At 42.2% G+C, this 15,884-nt stretch carries 12 protein-coding genes; 10 read left to right on the top strand and 2 right to left on the bottom strand.

The window, feature by feature from the left end:
• The first annotated feature begins 10 nt into the window (after positions 1 to 10).
• The gene (pepN, locus tag DLM75_RS17710; protein WP_118969828.1) at positions 11 to 2,536 is read left to right on the top strand and encodes an aminopeptidase N; all 2,526 of its coding nucleotides are present in this window, start codon (positions 11 to 13) and stop codon (positions 2,534 to 2,536) included.
• A 485-nt stretch (positions 2,537 to 3,021) separates the two neighbouring features.
• A complete protein-coding gene (locus DLM75_RS17700) occupies positions 3,022 to 4,071 on the top strand; it encodes a hypothetical protein (RefSeq protein WP_147456657.1) in 1,050 nt (349 codons plus the stop codon).
• A gap of 65 nt (positions 4,072 to 4,136) precedes the next feature.
• Here DLM75_RS17700 and DLM75_RS17695 read toward each other — a convergent pair whose 3' ends face one another.
• Together DLM75_RS17695 and DLM75_RS17690 are read right to left on the bottom strand one after the other, a co-directional pair.
• Complete coding sequence (locus tag DLM75_RS17695) at positions 4,137 to 5,249, bottom strand: alkane 1-monooxygenase (protein ID WP_118969825.1); 1,113 nt, start codon at positions 5,247 to 5,249, stop codon at positions 4,137 to 4,139.
• A 42-nt stretch (positions 5,250 to 5,291) separates the two neighbouring features.
• Positions 5,292 to 5,891: a TetR/AcrR family transcriptional regulator gene (locus DLM75_RS17690; protein WP_118969824.1), complete on the bottom strand. Its 600-nt coding sequence runs from the start codon at positions 5,889 to 5,891 to the stop codon at positions 5,292 to 5,294.
• 450 nt (positions 5,892 to 6,341) lie between these two features.
• Between DLM75_RS17690 and DLM75_RS17680 the strand changes: the two genes are divergently transcribed.
• From DLM75_RS17680 to DLM75_RS17645, 8 genes are all read left to right on the top strand, one after another.
• Complete coding sequence (locus tag DLM75_RS17680; RefSeq protein ID WP_118969822.1) at positions 6,342 to 8,012, top strand: putative bifunctional diguanylate cyclase/phosphodiesterase; 1,671 nt, start codon at positions 6,342 to 6,344, stop codon at positions 8,010 to 8,012.
• A 343-nt stretch (positions 8,013 to 8,355) separates the two neighbouring features.
• Positions 8,356 to 8,670, top strand: a complete 315-nt coding sequence (locus DLM75_RS17675; protein ID WP_118969821.1) for a hypothetical protein — start codon at positions 8,356 to 8,358, stop codon at positions 8,668 to 8,670.
• Positions 8,671 to 8,825: 155 nt separating this feature from the next.
• Positions 8,826 to 10,214: an oxidative stress response protein LipL48 gene (gene lipL48 / locus DLM75_RS17670; RefSeq protein ID WP_118969820.1), complete on the top strand. Its 1,389-nt coding sequence runs from the start codon at positions 8,826 to 8,828 to the stop codon at positions 10,212 to 10,214.
• Positions 10,215 to 10,265: 51 nt separating this feature from the next.
• The gene (locus tag DLM75_RS17665; protein WP_118969819.1) at positions 10,266 to 10,886 is read left to right on the top strand and encodes an LA3241 family PerA/PerB upregulated protein; all 621 of its coding nucleotides are present in this window, start codon (positions 10,266 to 10,268) and stop codon (positions 10,884 to 10,886) included.
• A complete protein-coding gene (locus tag DLM75_RS17660; RefSeq protein WP_118969818.1) occupies positions 10,883 to 13,843 on the top strand; it encodes a TonB-dependent receptor in 2,961 nt (986 codons plus the stop codon). Before DLM75_RS17665 ends, DLM75_RS17660 begins: the two co-directional genes overlap by 4 nt.
• 357 nt (positions 13,844 to 14,200) lie before the next feature.
• Positions 14,201 to 15,019, top strand: coding sequence for a MotA/TolQ/ExbB proton channel family protein (locus tag DLM75_RS17655; protein WP_118969817.1), 819 nt, complete (start codon positions 14,201 to 14,203; stop codon positions 15,017 to 15,019).
• A 26-nt stretch (positions 15,020 to 15,045) separates the two neighbouring features.
• The gene (locus DLM75_RS17650; RefSeq protein WP_118969816.1) at positions 15,046 to 15,465 is read left to right on the top strand and encodes an ExbD/TolR family protein; all 420 of its coding nucleotides are present in this window, start codon (positions 15,046 to 15,048) and stop codon (positions 15,463 to 15,465) included.
• A gap of 1 nt (position 15,466) precedes the next feature.
• Positions 15,467 to 15,883 (top strand): ExbD/TolR family protein, encoded by a 417-nt coding sequence (locus DLM75_RS17645; RefSeq protein WP_118969815.1) that lies wholly within the window; start codon positions 15,467 to 15,469, stop codon positions 15,881 to 15,883.
• Position 15,884 lies beyond the last annotated feature (1 nt).

The following is a 15,884-nucleotide window of genomic DNA, read 5'->3' as shown; positions in this document are numbered from 1 at the left end:
GAAGAATAGAATGGATGCTCCCAACATACTCACACAAACAGAAGCCCTTGAAAGAGCGAACCTTGTTAATCAAGTAAGCTACTCCATTCATTTGGATTTGAAAGCCGGATCTCCCACCTATCAAGGAGAGACAAAAATTCTATTCTTCTATACGGGCAAAGGAAAAGGAAAACTCAAGATCGATTTTGTCACAAAGAAGATCGAAGTGTTCTTGTTAAACGGAAAAGAATACTCCGGCTATACAAAGACGGATTCTTCTCTCGATCTTCCCGGCGATTCTCTCAAGTCCGGAAAAAACGAAATTAAGATCAAATATACGAACGAATACAATCATAGCGGCTCCGGCTTTCATCAATTTCAAGATCCTGCGGACGGTTCGGAATATCTTCACACGGATTTCGAACCGTTCGAAGCGCATCGAATGTTTCCCTGCTTCGATCAACCCGATCTCAAAGCAACGTACGAACTTTCTCTGAGCGGACCGAAGGATTGGAAATACATTCATAACACTCTTGCTTCCAAGGAAGAAATCAAAGAAGGAAGAATAGAAATTCAATTCCAAAAAACCGCTTTATTTTCCACGTACTTGTTTGCCTTGATCGTCGGGCCGTACGAAGTCTGGGAAGACAAATACAAAAACATTCCTCTCAGAATTCTTTGTAGAAAATCTCTTTCGAAGTTTATGGACGCAGAGAACATCTTTGCGATCACAAAAGAATCCTTCGCATTCTTAGAATCCTATTTCGAAGTTCCCTATCCGTACGGAAAATACGATCAGATCTTCGTTCCCGAATTCAATATGGGCGCGATGGAAAACGTCGGCGCGGTCACTTTTTCCGAGCACTACATATTCAGAAGTCCGAGAATCTATTCCGAATATCTCGGAAGAGCCAATACGATCTACCACGAAATGGTTCATATGTGGTTCGGAAATCTTGTAACGATGAAATGGTGGAATGATCTCTGGTTAAACGAAAGTTTCGCGGACTATCTCTCCTATTACGCGATGTCGCAAGGAAAACTTTTCCCGGACGCACTCGAACATTTTTACGTAAGAGAAGAATGGGCATACAGAGAAGATCAGTTATCCACGACTCATCCGATCGCGGGCACTGCGGAAAATACGTTAGACGCCATCAGCAACTTCGACGGAATCTCCTATTCAAAAGGCGCCTCGGTCCTTCGCCAGTTGATGTATTACATCGGAGAAGAATCCTTTCGAAAGGCGATGCGGAAATACTTTCAAAAATTTGCGAATTCCAATACGGTTCAGAACGATTTTTTAGACACAATGTCCGAGACATCCGGAATCGACATCCGGGGTTGGAGCAAAGAATGGCTCGACACAACGGGCGTAAACACGCTCCTCCCGGAATGGAAAGAGGATCATCTTTTGATTCGGCAACTTCCTTCCGAAAAAAACGGCTTATACAGAACTCACGCCCTTGAAGTAACGATATTTTCTCTCAAAGGGGATTCTTTCGAGACCGTCTGGAAGGATAGAATCGTAGTGAAGGGCAAAGAAACGATTCTACCATACAAACACGTTTCAGGAAGTTCCGAAATCGTCGTCCTAAACACGAACGACCACGCTTATGCCAAAACCTATCTTCCGAAGGATTCTATCGTCTTACTAAAGACTTCGCTTAACAAATTAAAGGATAGATTTTCAAGAAGAATTCTCTGGGGTTCCCTGTGGCAAATGACGCGTGACGCGGAAATTTCACCGAAGGACTTTTTGGAAATTGTCTTTTCGCAGGGAATCAAAGAGGAAGACCTTTCCGTTAGGAGCAGTCATATTCTTACGAAAGCCTCATCTATCGCCGCGAGTTATCTAAAAAAAGAGAACAGAGAAGAATGGTCTACAAAACTCAACGAACTCGCGAAAAAAGGAATTTTAGATCCTGAGACGAAGGACGAGGAAAAAATAGTCTGGTATCGAATTCTGGAAGGGACGTCCCGTAACCAAAATCAGTTGAATTATTTGCGTGATCTCTTAGACGGAAACGTAAAGATCCCGGGAATCAAAATCGACCAAGAAAGAAGATGGAGCATTCTGACCAGACTTTCCGCGTTCGGTATCAAAGACGCGTTAGATCTCATTGAAAAGGAATTGAAGACGGATACTTCCGATCTCGGAACCAAAAAGGCATACGGAGCCAAGGTGGCGTTTCCGAATGCAGGCACGAAAGAAGATGCTTGGAAAGAATTCAACGACCCGAAAACGAAATTTTCAACGGATATGCTCCGCTACGGGATGCGGGGATTTTACTGGGACCACCAGGAAGATATCCTAAAAATCTACGAAGAGAAATACTTTCAGCATGTGATCAAGATTTACAAGGAAAGAGATTCTCATTTCTCCAGCGCGTTTGGAAACATTTTATTTCCAAACGTGGAGCCGAATCAAGATCTTGTAGATAGAACAAATCGGTTCCTAAAAGAGGAAAAAGAAATTCCGGCACTTTTGAAAAAAGACCTCAAACAGCACAGAGATGATTTGGAGAGAACCGTTAAAATTCTTTCCAAACAATAAGCGAAGCATTCTTTCGAGAGTATATTCAGGAATTAGAATTCTTAGAATGAATTTTTTCGAAGGGACGTTTTCTATTTTTGGAACGCGTTGTTAGGCGGCGTCTCAATGTCGCCGGCGTTCCTGCGAAGATTTAGAACGAGACAGACCTCATCTTGACAAAAACTTCCTTGAGATAATCGGAAAGTCGCAGTGAAATCCCGGCTCTGTACGCATATGCGGGCGCGCAATAGCGATCATCGAAGATTTTAAAAATTTCGAAAAAGTCAATTTTTCGGAAAAATCCTTCTCCCTCCCTCAATTCTACCACTTTAACAGTGGATTCTTTTTTCAAAAATAACCCTCGATTCCGAAAAAAACGTGGCAAGGCACTAACGGAACAAACGTAAGCAATTAGGAAATAAAAACTTTCTACGGAGAATCAAATGTTGGAAAGAACACAAAGAGTCCAAAACCGAGAATCAAATAGACGAAATGTCTTCCGTCTTATGACGATCATCACAATCACCGTCCTGAGCTTTTCAAATTGCAAAAAGGACGGCAAAGATGAAAATACCAATCTTGCCCTCCTACTCTTAAATCAACTCAATGCCCCCGTATTATCGACCCGCCTTACGGATTCGAAACTGCTTCAAGTATCCGCAAGCTCGCTCACTTCCGCTCCCGGTGCCTCCTCCAATTTTTTAGTTTCAAATTCACGTCTTCAAGGAGTGTATTTTGGAGAACTGGAAATCTTTGCTTACGATTATCGTCCAGGCGAAACGAATCAAGAAGGCAATTTTGGAAGCGGACGCGATTGGAGTCACTGGGCCATTGCTCCGAGCGGCTACGAAGAATCCAGGAAGATCGTGCTCAAAGCAGGCGAACAAATCAACCCGGAATGGTATCCGGCTTCCCGTCGCCAAAGAATGACAACGGGTAGAGACTTTGAAATCGACGCCTTTGAAATCGCGATGTTCGATACCGGAATCGTATATAACAACGAATTCTACGGAGAATACTACTACAATGAAGGGGGCTCAACCAAAGAAGTCGAACCTTTGACTAAGTATCCGGAATGGTCAGGAATTCCAAAACATAGAGTATGGCCTACGTTCAGCGGATTCACTTCTCCATACAACATCGTGAGTGTGATCTTTGTCCGTAGCGACATCCTCACCGGCGCGGCAAATGTTCAAATTCAATGGAATCAAGAAAATACGTTTCCTTCCATCGGTAGCACGAGCCGTGTCCTAACTTCGGAGGAATCGAATTTTATACTATCTCTCGTGGAACATGGAACAAAACGAAGATTCTATTTGAATTTAGTTCTGGTTCCGTACGACGGACCTTATACGTTCACATTCGACGGAGAAAGCGATGAATCGAAGAAAAAATACGCTTGGCAGAATTATGAAATAAATGTCAGCTTTGATCTCGGTAACGGACTCGATACAAACCCGGCAAACACCGATTTAAGCATACCGAAAATCCTCTTCGGCGCCGACGCACGGAACGTTCCTTTAGGATTAAAAATGGAACTAAGAAGAAAAGATTAAGAATCGAACGTGGTGAAGCCCGGAATCTCTCCCGGGCTTCACATAGAATACTTTTTGAATGTTTTTTAGACGGCGCTTCGAACCGTTTCTGAATTTGAATTCCCGTAGTATTTTTTCTTCCAATCTTCCAATCTCCAGTCCATAATCTTATACCAGAGAGGCGGAATCAAAGCAACCAGAACCATCACTTCGTAACCGTAAGGAAGTTGCGGACTTTCTTCGAAATGTCTCAATGCCGAATAACGTCTTCCAGCGTTCGCGTGATGATCGGAGTGTCTCTGAAGTTGAAAAAGAAACGCGTTACTTACCGCAAAATTCTGATTCCACGAATGAATCGGTAAAACTTTCTCAAACTTTCCAGGTGCAATTTCTTTCCTCTGAAGTCCGTAGTGTTCTATATAATTCACTACCTCTAAAAGGGAGAATGCGATAAAACTCTGAGCGAAAAAGAATGCCGGCACTTCCCAGGAAAATCTACCGGTATAAAAAGTCAGTCCCGCTGTCACGATCCCTATAAACAAAAGTGGAATTACCGTCGACGAAATCATCTCATTCTCCAGAGACCAAGAAGACTTTCCTAGTTTGGAAAGTCGTTTTTCTTCCAACTTCCAAGCTGAGAAATAAGAACCGAAGACGGTTCTTGGATAAAATTTATAAAAGGATTCTCCTTTCCTGGAAGACGCGGGATCCTCGTGTGTCGAAACGTTTACGTGATGTCCTCGGTTGTGCTCGATAAAAAAATGCATATAACAGACGGTCATGAGAATGAATTTCGAATACCATTGTTCTATCTTCTTACTCTTATGACCCAGCTCATGAGCGACCGTGATTCCGATTCCTCCCGCATTGATTCCGATCGCGAGCACGAATCCGAACCACTCCAATCCAGTCAGTTCTTTGGTCTGAATCTCATAGAGCGCCCAAATCACCAAAGCGATCTGAACCCATGCCCAAACATAAGTCAGAAATCGAAAATAGAATTCATTTTGTAAGGACGGAACCTCTTCTTCGACCGGATTGGACGGATCCGCTCCGACCAGAACATCCAGAATCGGAAGAACGCCGAATACGATCGCGAAGGTAAGAAAATTATACGCTCCGCCTAAATAAAAACCCAGCACCGCAAAAGCCGGAACCAAAAAACATACAATGAACGAGTAACGTTTCAAATTGGTCATATCACTTCTCTCCCTATCATCTTTGATCGCTCGAATGGATCTTCATTCATTCCCGATCTTTTTAAATTCCATAAACAAACCGCCTGTCAGAAACGGAGCGAAGACCCGAACGATCTCGAATGTTTTTTCAAAATCGACCGTTCCTTGATCCATCATTCTTTGAAAGATCGTCCCGATCAGAACGCTAAAGAATAGATTCTCCATTTCAGGATTTCTTAAATCGAGATGGCTTTCGATTGCGCTACGAAAAATCGAAGAACAATCTTTTAAGATCGCTTTCGCGGGTTCCGAATCTTCTCTTCTGTAAAGATCACAGGCGAGCAGGATCAAATCGCGAAAATGCCCTTCCCTTTCCCTCACAAATTCAAAGAGCAGTTCGAGTTTTTCCGAGACCGACTTTTCACGGTTTCGATCCCGGATATCTACCAACTGCTTGGCGTCTTCCCGAACCACCCACTTGGCCATTTCCTCGAATAACACCTCTTTCGTCGGGAAATAATGATACAATGATCCGGTGGATACTCGAAGTTCCTTGGAAATCTCTCTCATCGTTACCATCGCATAACCCCGCTTTGCAAAAAGACCCAAACAGCGGGTAAGAATGGAAATCCGGTAAACTTCGTGATCCACAATTTTCGGCACAATTTTTCCTAATTTCGAACAAACGTTTTTATAGAACAACAGTTATTATATAAAATAAAATGGAAGAAAACAAGAAAAAAAACGAAAGAACTTTGCTTTTTTCGGAATTTACGGATCAAAACATAGCTCTGGCTGACATTCTAGCAGGTTTTTTTCGAAAAACTCTTGAATCGATCGCAAAAAGTTACAAATCAGAATGTTTGGAAACAAGGAAGTGTGCGCCCAAATCGACAAGATTCGCTCGTTGCGATTTTCTTTGGTTGTAAATCTTCGAAGGAAAGATTCAAAGGAAAAAGCCCGCCTTTCAAGAAAGAACCGTAAACTGTTTTTATCCGCAAAGAGGTCTGCGATTCGCCAAAATTTGCGAGAATCGAATTTGTAAAAAGTCCAAATAAAAAAGAATGAAATGAAAATCCGCAGTCAAACTTCAATAGCAAAACGGAATTCAGAATGACTGAACAAAATCTTGGGCTTTACGAAACACTCTCCAAAATCAAACCGCTGAAAACATATACTTCCAAAATCTTATTAGTCGCCTTTTTAGGAACTCACGTGCCTTTGATTACGTTACTCGCCTATTACGTGATCAACACCGGTTACGACGTGAGGATGATCATACAGACGTTGCTCCTCGCTCTCATCGCGACGCTCGCCGGAACGGGTGCGACTCTGTACGCGCTTCATAAACTTTTGGCTCCGGTTACACTCACGTCTCTCTGTCTTAAAAAATACTTGAACGAAAAAATTCTTCCAAACCTTCCCATCGATTATACGGACGAAGCGGGAACTTTAATGGCGGGCACAACCCTTACGGTTCGTAAATTGGATGAAGTCATCAATTATCTTTCCAATTACGATCCGGTCACAAGCCTCCCAAACAAGGATTCTTTCGTGGAAAAAATTCATTCTGAAATCAAGAGCGCGAACTCAGGAAGTCTCGCGATCGTTTCTTTCGGAATATACAAGTGGAAAGATATTAAGAATACGTTCGGCAATCATGCATCTGATATGTTTCTAAGATTTGTGAGTAAACGTCTTTCCGATCTTTCGAACGGCTCCATTCTTCTTGGTAGAACCGGTGAAAGTGAATTTTCAATTCTTTTTCCAGCTTCGAAAAACGTTGAAAGCGAAACGGAAACGAAAGTCGCGGAAATTTTAGAAAACTTCAAACAGCCGATTCCTATCGCCGGTGAGGAAATTTATCCAAACCTGAAAGCGGGAATCTCCTTATTTCCGATCGATGGAATATCTGCGGAACAATTGCTCTGGAAATCGGAAGCGGCTCTTCAAGGAAGCCTTGCGTTAGATAGAGACTTCGGTTTTTTTACTTCCGAATTGAACGACAAGCTCAAAGAGAAGCTCACGCTCGAAAAAGAATTGAGAGACGCTCTTTCCAAGGATCAATTTTTGGTCGTTTATCAACCGAAAGTGAATTTAAAAACGGGTCAGATTGTGGGAATGGAAGCACTCGTTCGCTGGAAACATCCAAATCTTGGACTTGTCTCCCCTCTTCAATTCATTCCCTTGGCTGAAGAAACTGGCTTGATTATTCCTCTCGGAGAATTGGTTCTTCGGAAAGCCTGCGACGATCTTCAGGATTGGAAAAAAAGAGGCAATCCGGCTTTTCGAGTTTCCGTAAATCTTTCCCCGATTCAGTTTCGAAAAAAATTCTTAACGGAAACCATTTTAAGAATATTAGAAGAAACGAATACAGATCCTCAAGAATTGGAATTGGAAATCACCGAAAGCGCCCTCGCCGGAGATCCTAACCTGACTCTCGACGTTCTGAATTCTCTTCATCGATCCGGAATTACACTTTCCCTAGACGACTTTGGTACGGGTTATTCTTCCTTAAGTTCCTTGAGTCAATATCCGATCCACACCTTAAAGATAGATCAATCCTTTGTGAGAGGACTTTCAACCGATTCTTCGAGTGAATCGATCGTTCGAACCATTCTTGCCCTCGCCGAAAGCCTAAGTTTAACCACGGTCGCCGAAGGAATCGAATCGGAGGAACAAAGACGACTCCTAACCGCACAAGGATGCGAAATGGGCCAAGGCTTTTTATTTTCTAAGCCTCTTTCGATCACGGACTTGGAATTTTTATCCAAAAAAGAATAAGAATAAACTGTCAAATCGATCGATTTAACCAGTGCTTACCACATTCTTCAATTTATACTCATAGATTCAGAAATTTTGATTAGAGAAAATACGGGGACAAAGGAAAAACTCCTTTTTTGACGCATTCTCTTGAATAATCAAGTCCGCATATTTCATCTCAATGTTGATACAACTTTAATTTTTACTAATATTCCATACAACCAAACCGAAATGAAATGAATTCAATCTACCGTCCTTACAACTAAATCTTTAACACGATTGTAACAATTCCTCTGATTTTCGTCTTGTATGAAACTATACGAATGAGATGCGGTACTCATTCCAGAAGGAAAATGATTACAAAATGATTACAAGAGCATCTTTCATCCTTATATTCTTCTCATTCTTCTCATCTACGGCAATGTTTGCAGATACGGTCAAAAATATTAAAACGAACGAAGTGATAGAGAATGTCAAAACGTCCGAAAACGACCAAGGCATTATCGTTGAATACGAGGACGGTACAAAACGCGGATTCAAAAAAGATGTCGTTTCTATCGAGAAAAAGGACATCACCTGGGCGAAAGATGAAGAAACCAAAGAGGAAACGAAGGGAGATCGTTTATTTGCTTTTGGTTCCTTAGGTTTCTTATTAATCCTTTTCTTTGCTCTTCCTTAATGGATATAAATGCTCTCTAAAAATAAAATTTCAATATCTACCGAAGATGATCGAATGAACGTTACGGGATTTATATCAGTTTGTAACTCGGGTGTAACGCCTTGCGCGTATTTTTCTTACAAACCTCTTAAGGTTTATTCTCAAGGAGTCATAGGATGAAATCGACTTATTCACAAAGGGTTACGCTATTATTTGTTAGCGCTACTCTACTGCTTTCTTCTTTTGCTAATTGCAAAGAGGACAAGAAAGATAACACTGCTTTGATTGCACTCGCATTACTTGCGGCGGCATCAGGCGAAAACGCGGGAGCGGCCATTTGCGATGGCGCTTCGATCCAAGGTGGAAACACGGCCCTTACCGGAAACATCACTTCAAGTCAAAATTTTGCGGCTTATTCTTCCACTTCTTTGAATGGAATCGTTCGAGTAAAGACCGGTGCCACACTCACTTTCGAAAGAGGTGCAGTCGTATTCGGGACCGCAGGTTCAGCATTAATTATCGAACAGGGAGCTAAAATCGTAACCAAAGGAGACGTTGCCGCTCCAGTTTGTTTTACTTCCTCTAAAACCTCCGGCAACAGAGGTCCAGGTGATTGGGGTGGAATCTTAATCGTTGGTGACGGCGTGGGTTCCAGAGCGGCCGCTCAAAATACCGAAGGTGGAACCGGTCTTCAATATAACAGTGGGGCAAATGATAACGGAACTTCCGGAAGTTTTACTTACACGATCATTGAATTTGCAGGGAACGAAGTTGCACCAGGCGATGAATTAAACGGTCTTTCCATGTATGTAGTAGGAAATGGAACCAGCTTGGATCACGTTCAAATCCACAGACACTTGGATGACGGCGTTGAGGCTTGGGGTGGAGCTTGGACAGGAAAATATCTTCTTATGACCGGTGGAATGGATGATGACTTGGATTTGGATGAAGCCTTTACAGGAAAAGTTCAGTTCGTTATCTCGCACAAATATTCGACTACTTGTGGCGGAACCGCCTCAACGGATCCTCACGGATTTGAAATGGACGGAACACACAGTTCGGGAACCGCGTCTGCAACAGCGAAACTCACGACTAACGTAAAACTTTCTAACTTCACTCTTTTAGGAAAAAGCGTTTCCAATGGCTTTGGCGCAAGATTGAGAGAAGGTCTGCAAGGAAAATTCAGCAATGGATTGATTTACGGATTCCAATCCGGTAACTTCGATTGTGTATTGAATGCTACTGGCGGTGGTCCTGCGACCGCACCAACCTTCGCAAACATCTTAGTTGAAGCGGCAAAGACGAACGGAAACACAGCGGCCTGCACGCTTCCAACTACGGGCTTGACCGCTCTTCCTGTTGTTTCTCTTGGTTCAGGTGACACTGACAATTGTGCTTTTGCAACAAAACCTGATTACCAACCTTCCGGCGAGGCGGCCGCCGCGGCTGGATCAGCACTGACTGCACAATCTTCTGACTCATTTTTTACCGATAACACCACCTTTGGTGGGATGATATCCGGTTCTAATTGGGCTTCCGGTTGGACAGTTTATCGAGCAAGATAAGTAAAAAAAAGAGGATTCTCTGAATCGAGAATCCTCTTGTGATTCTAAAAAATGTCCCAAATCAAATTCAAATCTCTAAATATTATCCTAATTTTTCTTTTATCCTCTTCGAATTTTGAATGTAAAAAAAGCGGACAACGACCGGATTTCGATAAGGAAATCATGGATCCTAAAATCGCATTAGAAATTCAAAAAGACAGAGACCTCCTTCGATCGGAAATAAAAAATTCTTACACATTCTCTAACTCATCAAAATCAGTCGAAGAAGCGCTATCGAAAGCGATCCATGAAATCAGGGATTTTCCTGATAAAGACGACGATCAACTCAAATACTCATGCAGTCCACAAGAGATTAGAAATATATATCTGCCGAACAATATCGATCAGAAGAATATTACCGCAAATTCTAAGATTGAAGACTCAATGTATCTTCTACTAATCAGAAGAAAAGCCGGGATCGATAAAGTTAGACAAAACCTAAGGGGATCCAAAGGACTTCTAAAGATTCTGCCACTTCCGAAACCTTACAATATAAGAAAACTCGCAAATATCAACGGATACGTGATAAGGGAATTCAAAGTTCAAGTGGATCAAAAAACGATCGAGATCGATGAAATTAAACTCATTATAGAACACAAAAATCAATTTAAAGTTTGTACGTACGGAACATGAAAAACAAGACAATCAGTTTATTATTCTTCTTCTCAATCGTAGCAAGTCCGGTTTTCGGACAGGCAACGGGGAAGCTCAAAGGAAAAGTCGTCGATTCAGAATCGGGAGATCCGGTATTCGGAGCAGTGGTAATCGTTCGATCGATCAAAGCGGCGACTCGAAGCGACTTCGACGGAAAATACGAATTAAACCTTCCACCCGGCGAACATACAGTTGAATATCAAATGATCGGCTTTGCGACACAATTCAAGAAGGTTACAATCACCACCGGATCGCAAATCTCGATGAACATCGTGATGGGTGCTCAAGTATTGGATACTGTCGAAGTCAAAGGACGCGGCCTTGAAAATTCCGAATCTGCTTTATTAGCTCTTCAAAGAAAGAGTGGCGTCGTATCAGACGGGATAAGCGAAGAATCCATCAAAAAAAGTCCAGACTCTTCCGCCGGTGACGTACTCAGGAGAGTCACCGGAATTACTCTTGTGGGTGGTAAGTTTATTTTCGTTCGAGGACTTGGAGAAAGATATTCCAATACAATTCTCAACGACTCTTTCATTCCATCGCCGGAACCAGACAAAAGAATCGTTCCTCTGGATTTATTTCCGGCAGGTGTTATCAAGAATATACGAGTCATCAAAACCGCGTCAGCGGAAGATTCCGCTGAATTTTCCGGCGGTATCGTTAAGATTGAAACCAAAGAATATCCGGACAATCTTTTACTTTCGGTTTCCTTAGGTGTCGGAAAAAATACTCAGGTAGCAGGTCACAAATTTAAGACTTTCAACCAAGGGGATACGAATAACGATTTCGGATTGGTGTCAAAAAAACAAGAGCTTCCCGATCTCATCAGTGGATTACCAAAGGTTGTTCCTTTCGTTGAAGGAGACAGGTTCGGTGGAATTCCAAGCAATCTTATGAAAGTCGGCGCTCTATCTTTTAACCAACAATGGTCTCCGAATGAAACGGATTCGCCGTACAACAAATCCTTCAGTGTGTCTGCAGGTAATTCCTTCCGTTCGGAAAAATGGGGACGATTCGGAGTTTTGGCAGGAACAACGTACAACCGAAGCTATAATTACCGGGAAGAGTCAAATGCCCGGTTTCAAGCGAGCAATCCCGTTTCTACTTATTTAAAAGATTATAATATGCTTCGTCCTCTCAATCAGAACAATTTAAAACTCTATACCGAGGAAGTCCTGTGGGGAAACAACCTCAACTTAGCCTACGAGCCCAAGATCGGACAACAATTCTTCATCAAGACGCTTTATTCGGCACAATCGGATAAAACGGTTCGAGAAGGGGAAGGTACGAATTACATCGACAACTTTAATTTCAAATCAACTAATTTGAGTTATGTGAGTAGAACGATCTTTAATAATACCCTGGGCGGGGAACACGAATTAAGGACTTTTAGCGCAAGGCCGCACAAGGTAGAATGGAATCTCAATTACGCTCTTGCTGAAAGGGACGAACCGGATGCAAGGAACCAAGCTTGGTCTCAGGGAGGAAGTGATTTAGCGAATGGATTTAGAAGGCTGGGAAACAACCCGGACGGAACAAGATATTTTTCGACCACTGCAGACACCGTTCGAAGCCAATCGCTTAAGTATGAAATTCCGTTCAGTCAGTGGGACGGACTTCAGAGTAAGTTAAAATTCGGAGTCAGCAATCTCGATCGTTTCAAACATTTCGAGTTTAGGGAATTCGCACAAAGGAACTTTAGCGGAAGCGATAGAGATTACATTTATCCGGTTCCGGGAGAGATTATCTATAACCCGCTCACCTACGCGAACGGGAATAGAAAGATTTTTGAACGAGCTTCCGGAAACAACGCCTATGACGCGACGCAAGCTTTGAAAGCGGCCTTCGTTCAAGCTGAAATTCCGATTATGGCGAAGTTAAAAACCATTTTTGGAGTCCGGTACGAAGACAGTTATCAGAAAACTCAAACTTACGATCTCAAAAACAGCTGGAGCGGTAACAATACTAGTTACGGGTGTAAAACGAATTCGGAGGAAGAGAGACTTTTATTAGTAAGAGCTAATATATGCGACGTTAACAACTTAGGAATCGGAGAACTCAGAACGAAAGATAAACTCCCTTCTGCGAACGTGGCGTGGGAAATTGCAAAGGATATGAATCTCCGTCTCGGATATTCTCAAACTCTCACAAGACCCGATTTGCGAGAGTTATCTCCGTTTGGATTTTCCGCGTATTTTCAGGCGGATAGAATATTCGGTAATGCAAGCCTTCAAAGAACTTACATACACAACTACGACGTTCGATGGGAATATTACCTGACAAATACCGACTACATCGGCGTCGGTGCTTTCTTTAAGAATCTTTCCAACCCGATCGAATTAATTGGCTTACCGGTTGCGGGAAGTGCGAGTTTGGTTTATAAATATGCGAATGCTCAACAAGCGACGATCAGAGGGATCGAATTGGATTATCGCAAAGAATTGTTATGGTGGTTACGAGTAGAAACGAACGTCTTCTTTATCAAATCGAGAGTGGACGTAATCGACGCAAATATCTACGGTTTTATTGCGACAGGACAAGTGGACCCCACCTCAACGTATGCGGCGTATGCACCTACCACGCTGAACCGTCCGTTACAAGGGCAGTCCGACTTCGTTGCAAACCTTAGAATCGACGTATTCACTACTAAAAGTAAAAAGCACAATATCGGATTCTATTATAACTATTTCAGCGATAGAATCGCTCTCGTTGGGTCGGATGGAGTTCCGAACGCGATTCAAAAAGGGACCGGAACTTCGGATATTGTATATACTTACAAGCACAATGATCGTTTGGATTTTAGATCTTCCGTTCGAAACGTAATGAACAGTCAGTTTAAGATAACTCAGATAGATCCTCTGACGGGACAGGAATACGTTTTCCAAAAATATAGAACAGGATTGGATATTTCTTTCTCCGCTACGTATAAACTCTAACCGAAAAACCCGGATTCGTTTTCTCAAAACTAATATGAGAAGAATCCGGGCTTTTTTAATTACCAAAGCTGTAAAGTAATCCTTCGATTTTCCTTTACTCAAATTTCCAAATAAAAATGGATAATTGAGTAAAGGCAAAGGTCTGGTCAAAATTTCTATTTTTCTTCTTAGAAGAAAATATAGCGACAATCGAATGTGACAGAGAATCTACGAATCCGGTTCCATCAGAGCCCTTTCTCTCCCAGTAAGAGAAAAAACGGACATAGTCTCATGGAAGTTTCAGATCCGTAACTTCTTTGTAATCATTCAGTAACAATTTGAAAGTATATTACAGAAATATTTTAATCGGAGATATCGATGAAATTTTCTTTTCTAAAAAATGAATTCAAATGGGTGACAACAGCACTCATTTTATCGGGACTTATTTCCCTTTCCACTACGGTTTTATTTGCGCAAGACAAGGTATCAGAGCCAACCAAAACGGAAACCTCTGAGCCAGCTAACACAGAGACTCCGACTGCCGCACCCGTTGCGAAGGCCGATAAAAGCTGGGGATTCGTGGATCTTTTTCTTCTCGGCGGCTGGACAATGTATCCGTTAGCCCTTTCCTCTATAATAGCTTTAGGAATTATATTCGAAAGACTTTATTTTTTAGCAACGGCCAAACTTCTTCCGAAAGGTTATAATATCGACCTCGGCGAAGCAATGGATTCAAAAGGATTGGATGCAGTACAGAAATTTTTAGATGAAAGAAAAGAATATAAAATCACTCAGGTTATAGCGGGCGGAATCGACGTTTCTTCGGGTGATGCAGAAATTTTCGCAAAAGGTGTGGAGCGGGAAGCGGCGGAAGTAATCACCGTACTTGAAAGAGGACTCGTTATCTTAGCCGCAGTTTCTACGATCGCACCACTGATCGGATTCTTAGGAACCGTTTCCGGGATGATCAACGCATTCGATGCGATTGCAAACGCCGATCAAGTAAACGCAAAAGTGGTTGCGGGCGGTATCAAAGAGGCTCTAATCACGACTGCCGCCGGTTTGATCGTTGCAATTCCGGCGATGACTTTCCATCAATATCTAACGTCCAGAATCGACGGTTTTACTTCCGAAATCGAAGAAGCGGCCAATAGAATTTACAAAGAATTCTTAAAAAGAAATTCGAAAAAAGCATAATTGCTTTTCTTAATGAAGGAATCATTATGATCCGCATCAAAAAGAAACGCGTATTGGAAGAAATTTCGGCATCTTCGATGTCGGACATTGCATTCCTACTTCTTGTGTTCTTCATGGTCACTGCAGTATTCTTTGTCAAGGAAGGACTGAATATTCAGCTTCCTAGAAAGAATTCAAATCCGACTCTTGTGCTTAGGGACAATATCTATGAAATTCTCATCGCAGGCGATTTGATCAAGATGAAGAATAAATCCATCGGAACAAAAGATTATCGTAATCTCATAGATTTCCGCGAGCAACTCAATCTGATGGAAATACCGGACATTGAGAATAAAGTCGCATTAATAAAAACGACCGGAGAAACGAAATACGGAAACATGCTCGACGCGTTATCCGCCGTTCAGATCCGAGGATTCAAACAGATCTCCGTAAAAAGGCTGAAATAGTATGAGCTTAAAAAAGAAAAAGAATCCACCTTCCATCCCAGTTAGCTCGATGGCCGATATTGCTTTTCTACTCTTAGTCTTCTTTATGGTTACTTCGGTTTTAGATACGGACCCAGATTTGCCCATCGCGCTTCCGGACGTTCCTGGGGGCGAGCAACTCAACAAGAAGATTGCGAATTTATATCTGAGTGCCGATAAGGACAAAGCGGTCTATTTCAATCAAGTTAGAATGCCGATGAACGAGGCAATCAACAACGTAAGAGCAAAGCTTACGACCACTCCCGACCTTAAGGTTCTAATTCATGCCGACAAGGATCTTCCCTATTCGGATTTAGATAATGCCTTCGAATTATTAAAAGAAGCAGGCGCACTGAAAGTTTCGCTCGTAACAAAGACGACTCAAGGCGGAGGTCTTTGAA

The organism is Leptospira stimsonii, assembly GCF_003545885.1.
GTDB lineage: Bacteria > Spirochaetota > Leptospiria > Leptospirales > Leptospiraceae > Leptospira > Leptospira stimsonii.
Note: the sequence above shows the minus strand (reverse complement) of the source record. Positions and strands in the feature narration are given on the sequence as shown.

Bases quoted from the DNA above. Each gene is read 5' to 3' on its own strand.
- lipL48 (WP_118969820.1), top strand. From the start codon at position 8,826: ATGAAATCGACTTATTCACAAAGGGTTACGCTATTATTTGTTAGCGCT.
- DLM75_RS17650 (WP_118969816.1), top strand. From the start codon at position 15,046: ATGATCCGCATCAAAAAGAAACGCGTATTGGAAGAAATTTCGGCATCT.
- DLM75_RS17675 (WP_118969821.1), top strand. From the start codon at position 8,356: ATGATTACAAGAGCATCTTTCATCCTTATATTCTTCTCATTCTTCTCA.
- DLM75_RS17660 (WP_118969818.1), top strand. From the start codon at position 10,883: ATGAAAAACAAGACAATCAGTTTATTATTCTTCTTCTCAATCGTAGCA.
- DLM75_RS17695 (WP_118969825.1), bottom strand. From the start codon at position 5,249: ATGACCAATTTGAAACGTTACTCGTTCATTGTATGTTTTTTGGTTCCG.
- DLM75_RS17655 (WP_118969817.1), top strand. From the start codon at position 14,201: ATGAAATTTTCTTTTCTAAAAAATGAATTCAAATGGGTGACAACAGCA.
- DLM75_RS17645 (WP_118969815.1), top strand. From the start codon at position 15,467: ATGAGCTTAAAAAAGAAAAAGAATCCACCTTCCATCCCAGTTAGCTCG.
- pepN (WP_118969828.1), top strand. From the start codon at position 11: ATGGATGCTCCCAACATACTCACACAAACAGAAGCCCTTGAAAGAGCG.
- DLM75_RS17680 (WP_118969822.1), top strand. From the start codon at position 6,342: ATGACTGAACAAAATCTTGGGCTTTACGAAACACTCTCCAAAATCAAA.
- DLM75_RS17700 (WP_147456657.1), top strand. From the start codon at position 3,022: ATGACGATCATCACAATCACCGTCCTGAGCTTTTCAAATTGCAAAAAG.
- DLM75_RS17665 (WP_118969819.1), top strand. From the start codon at position 10,266: ATGTCCCAAATCAAATTCAAATCTCTAAATATTATCCTAATTTTTCTT.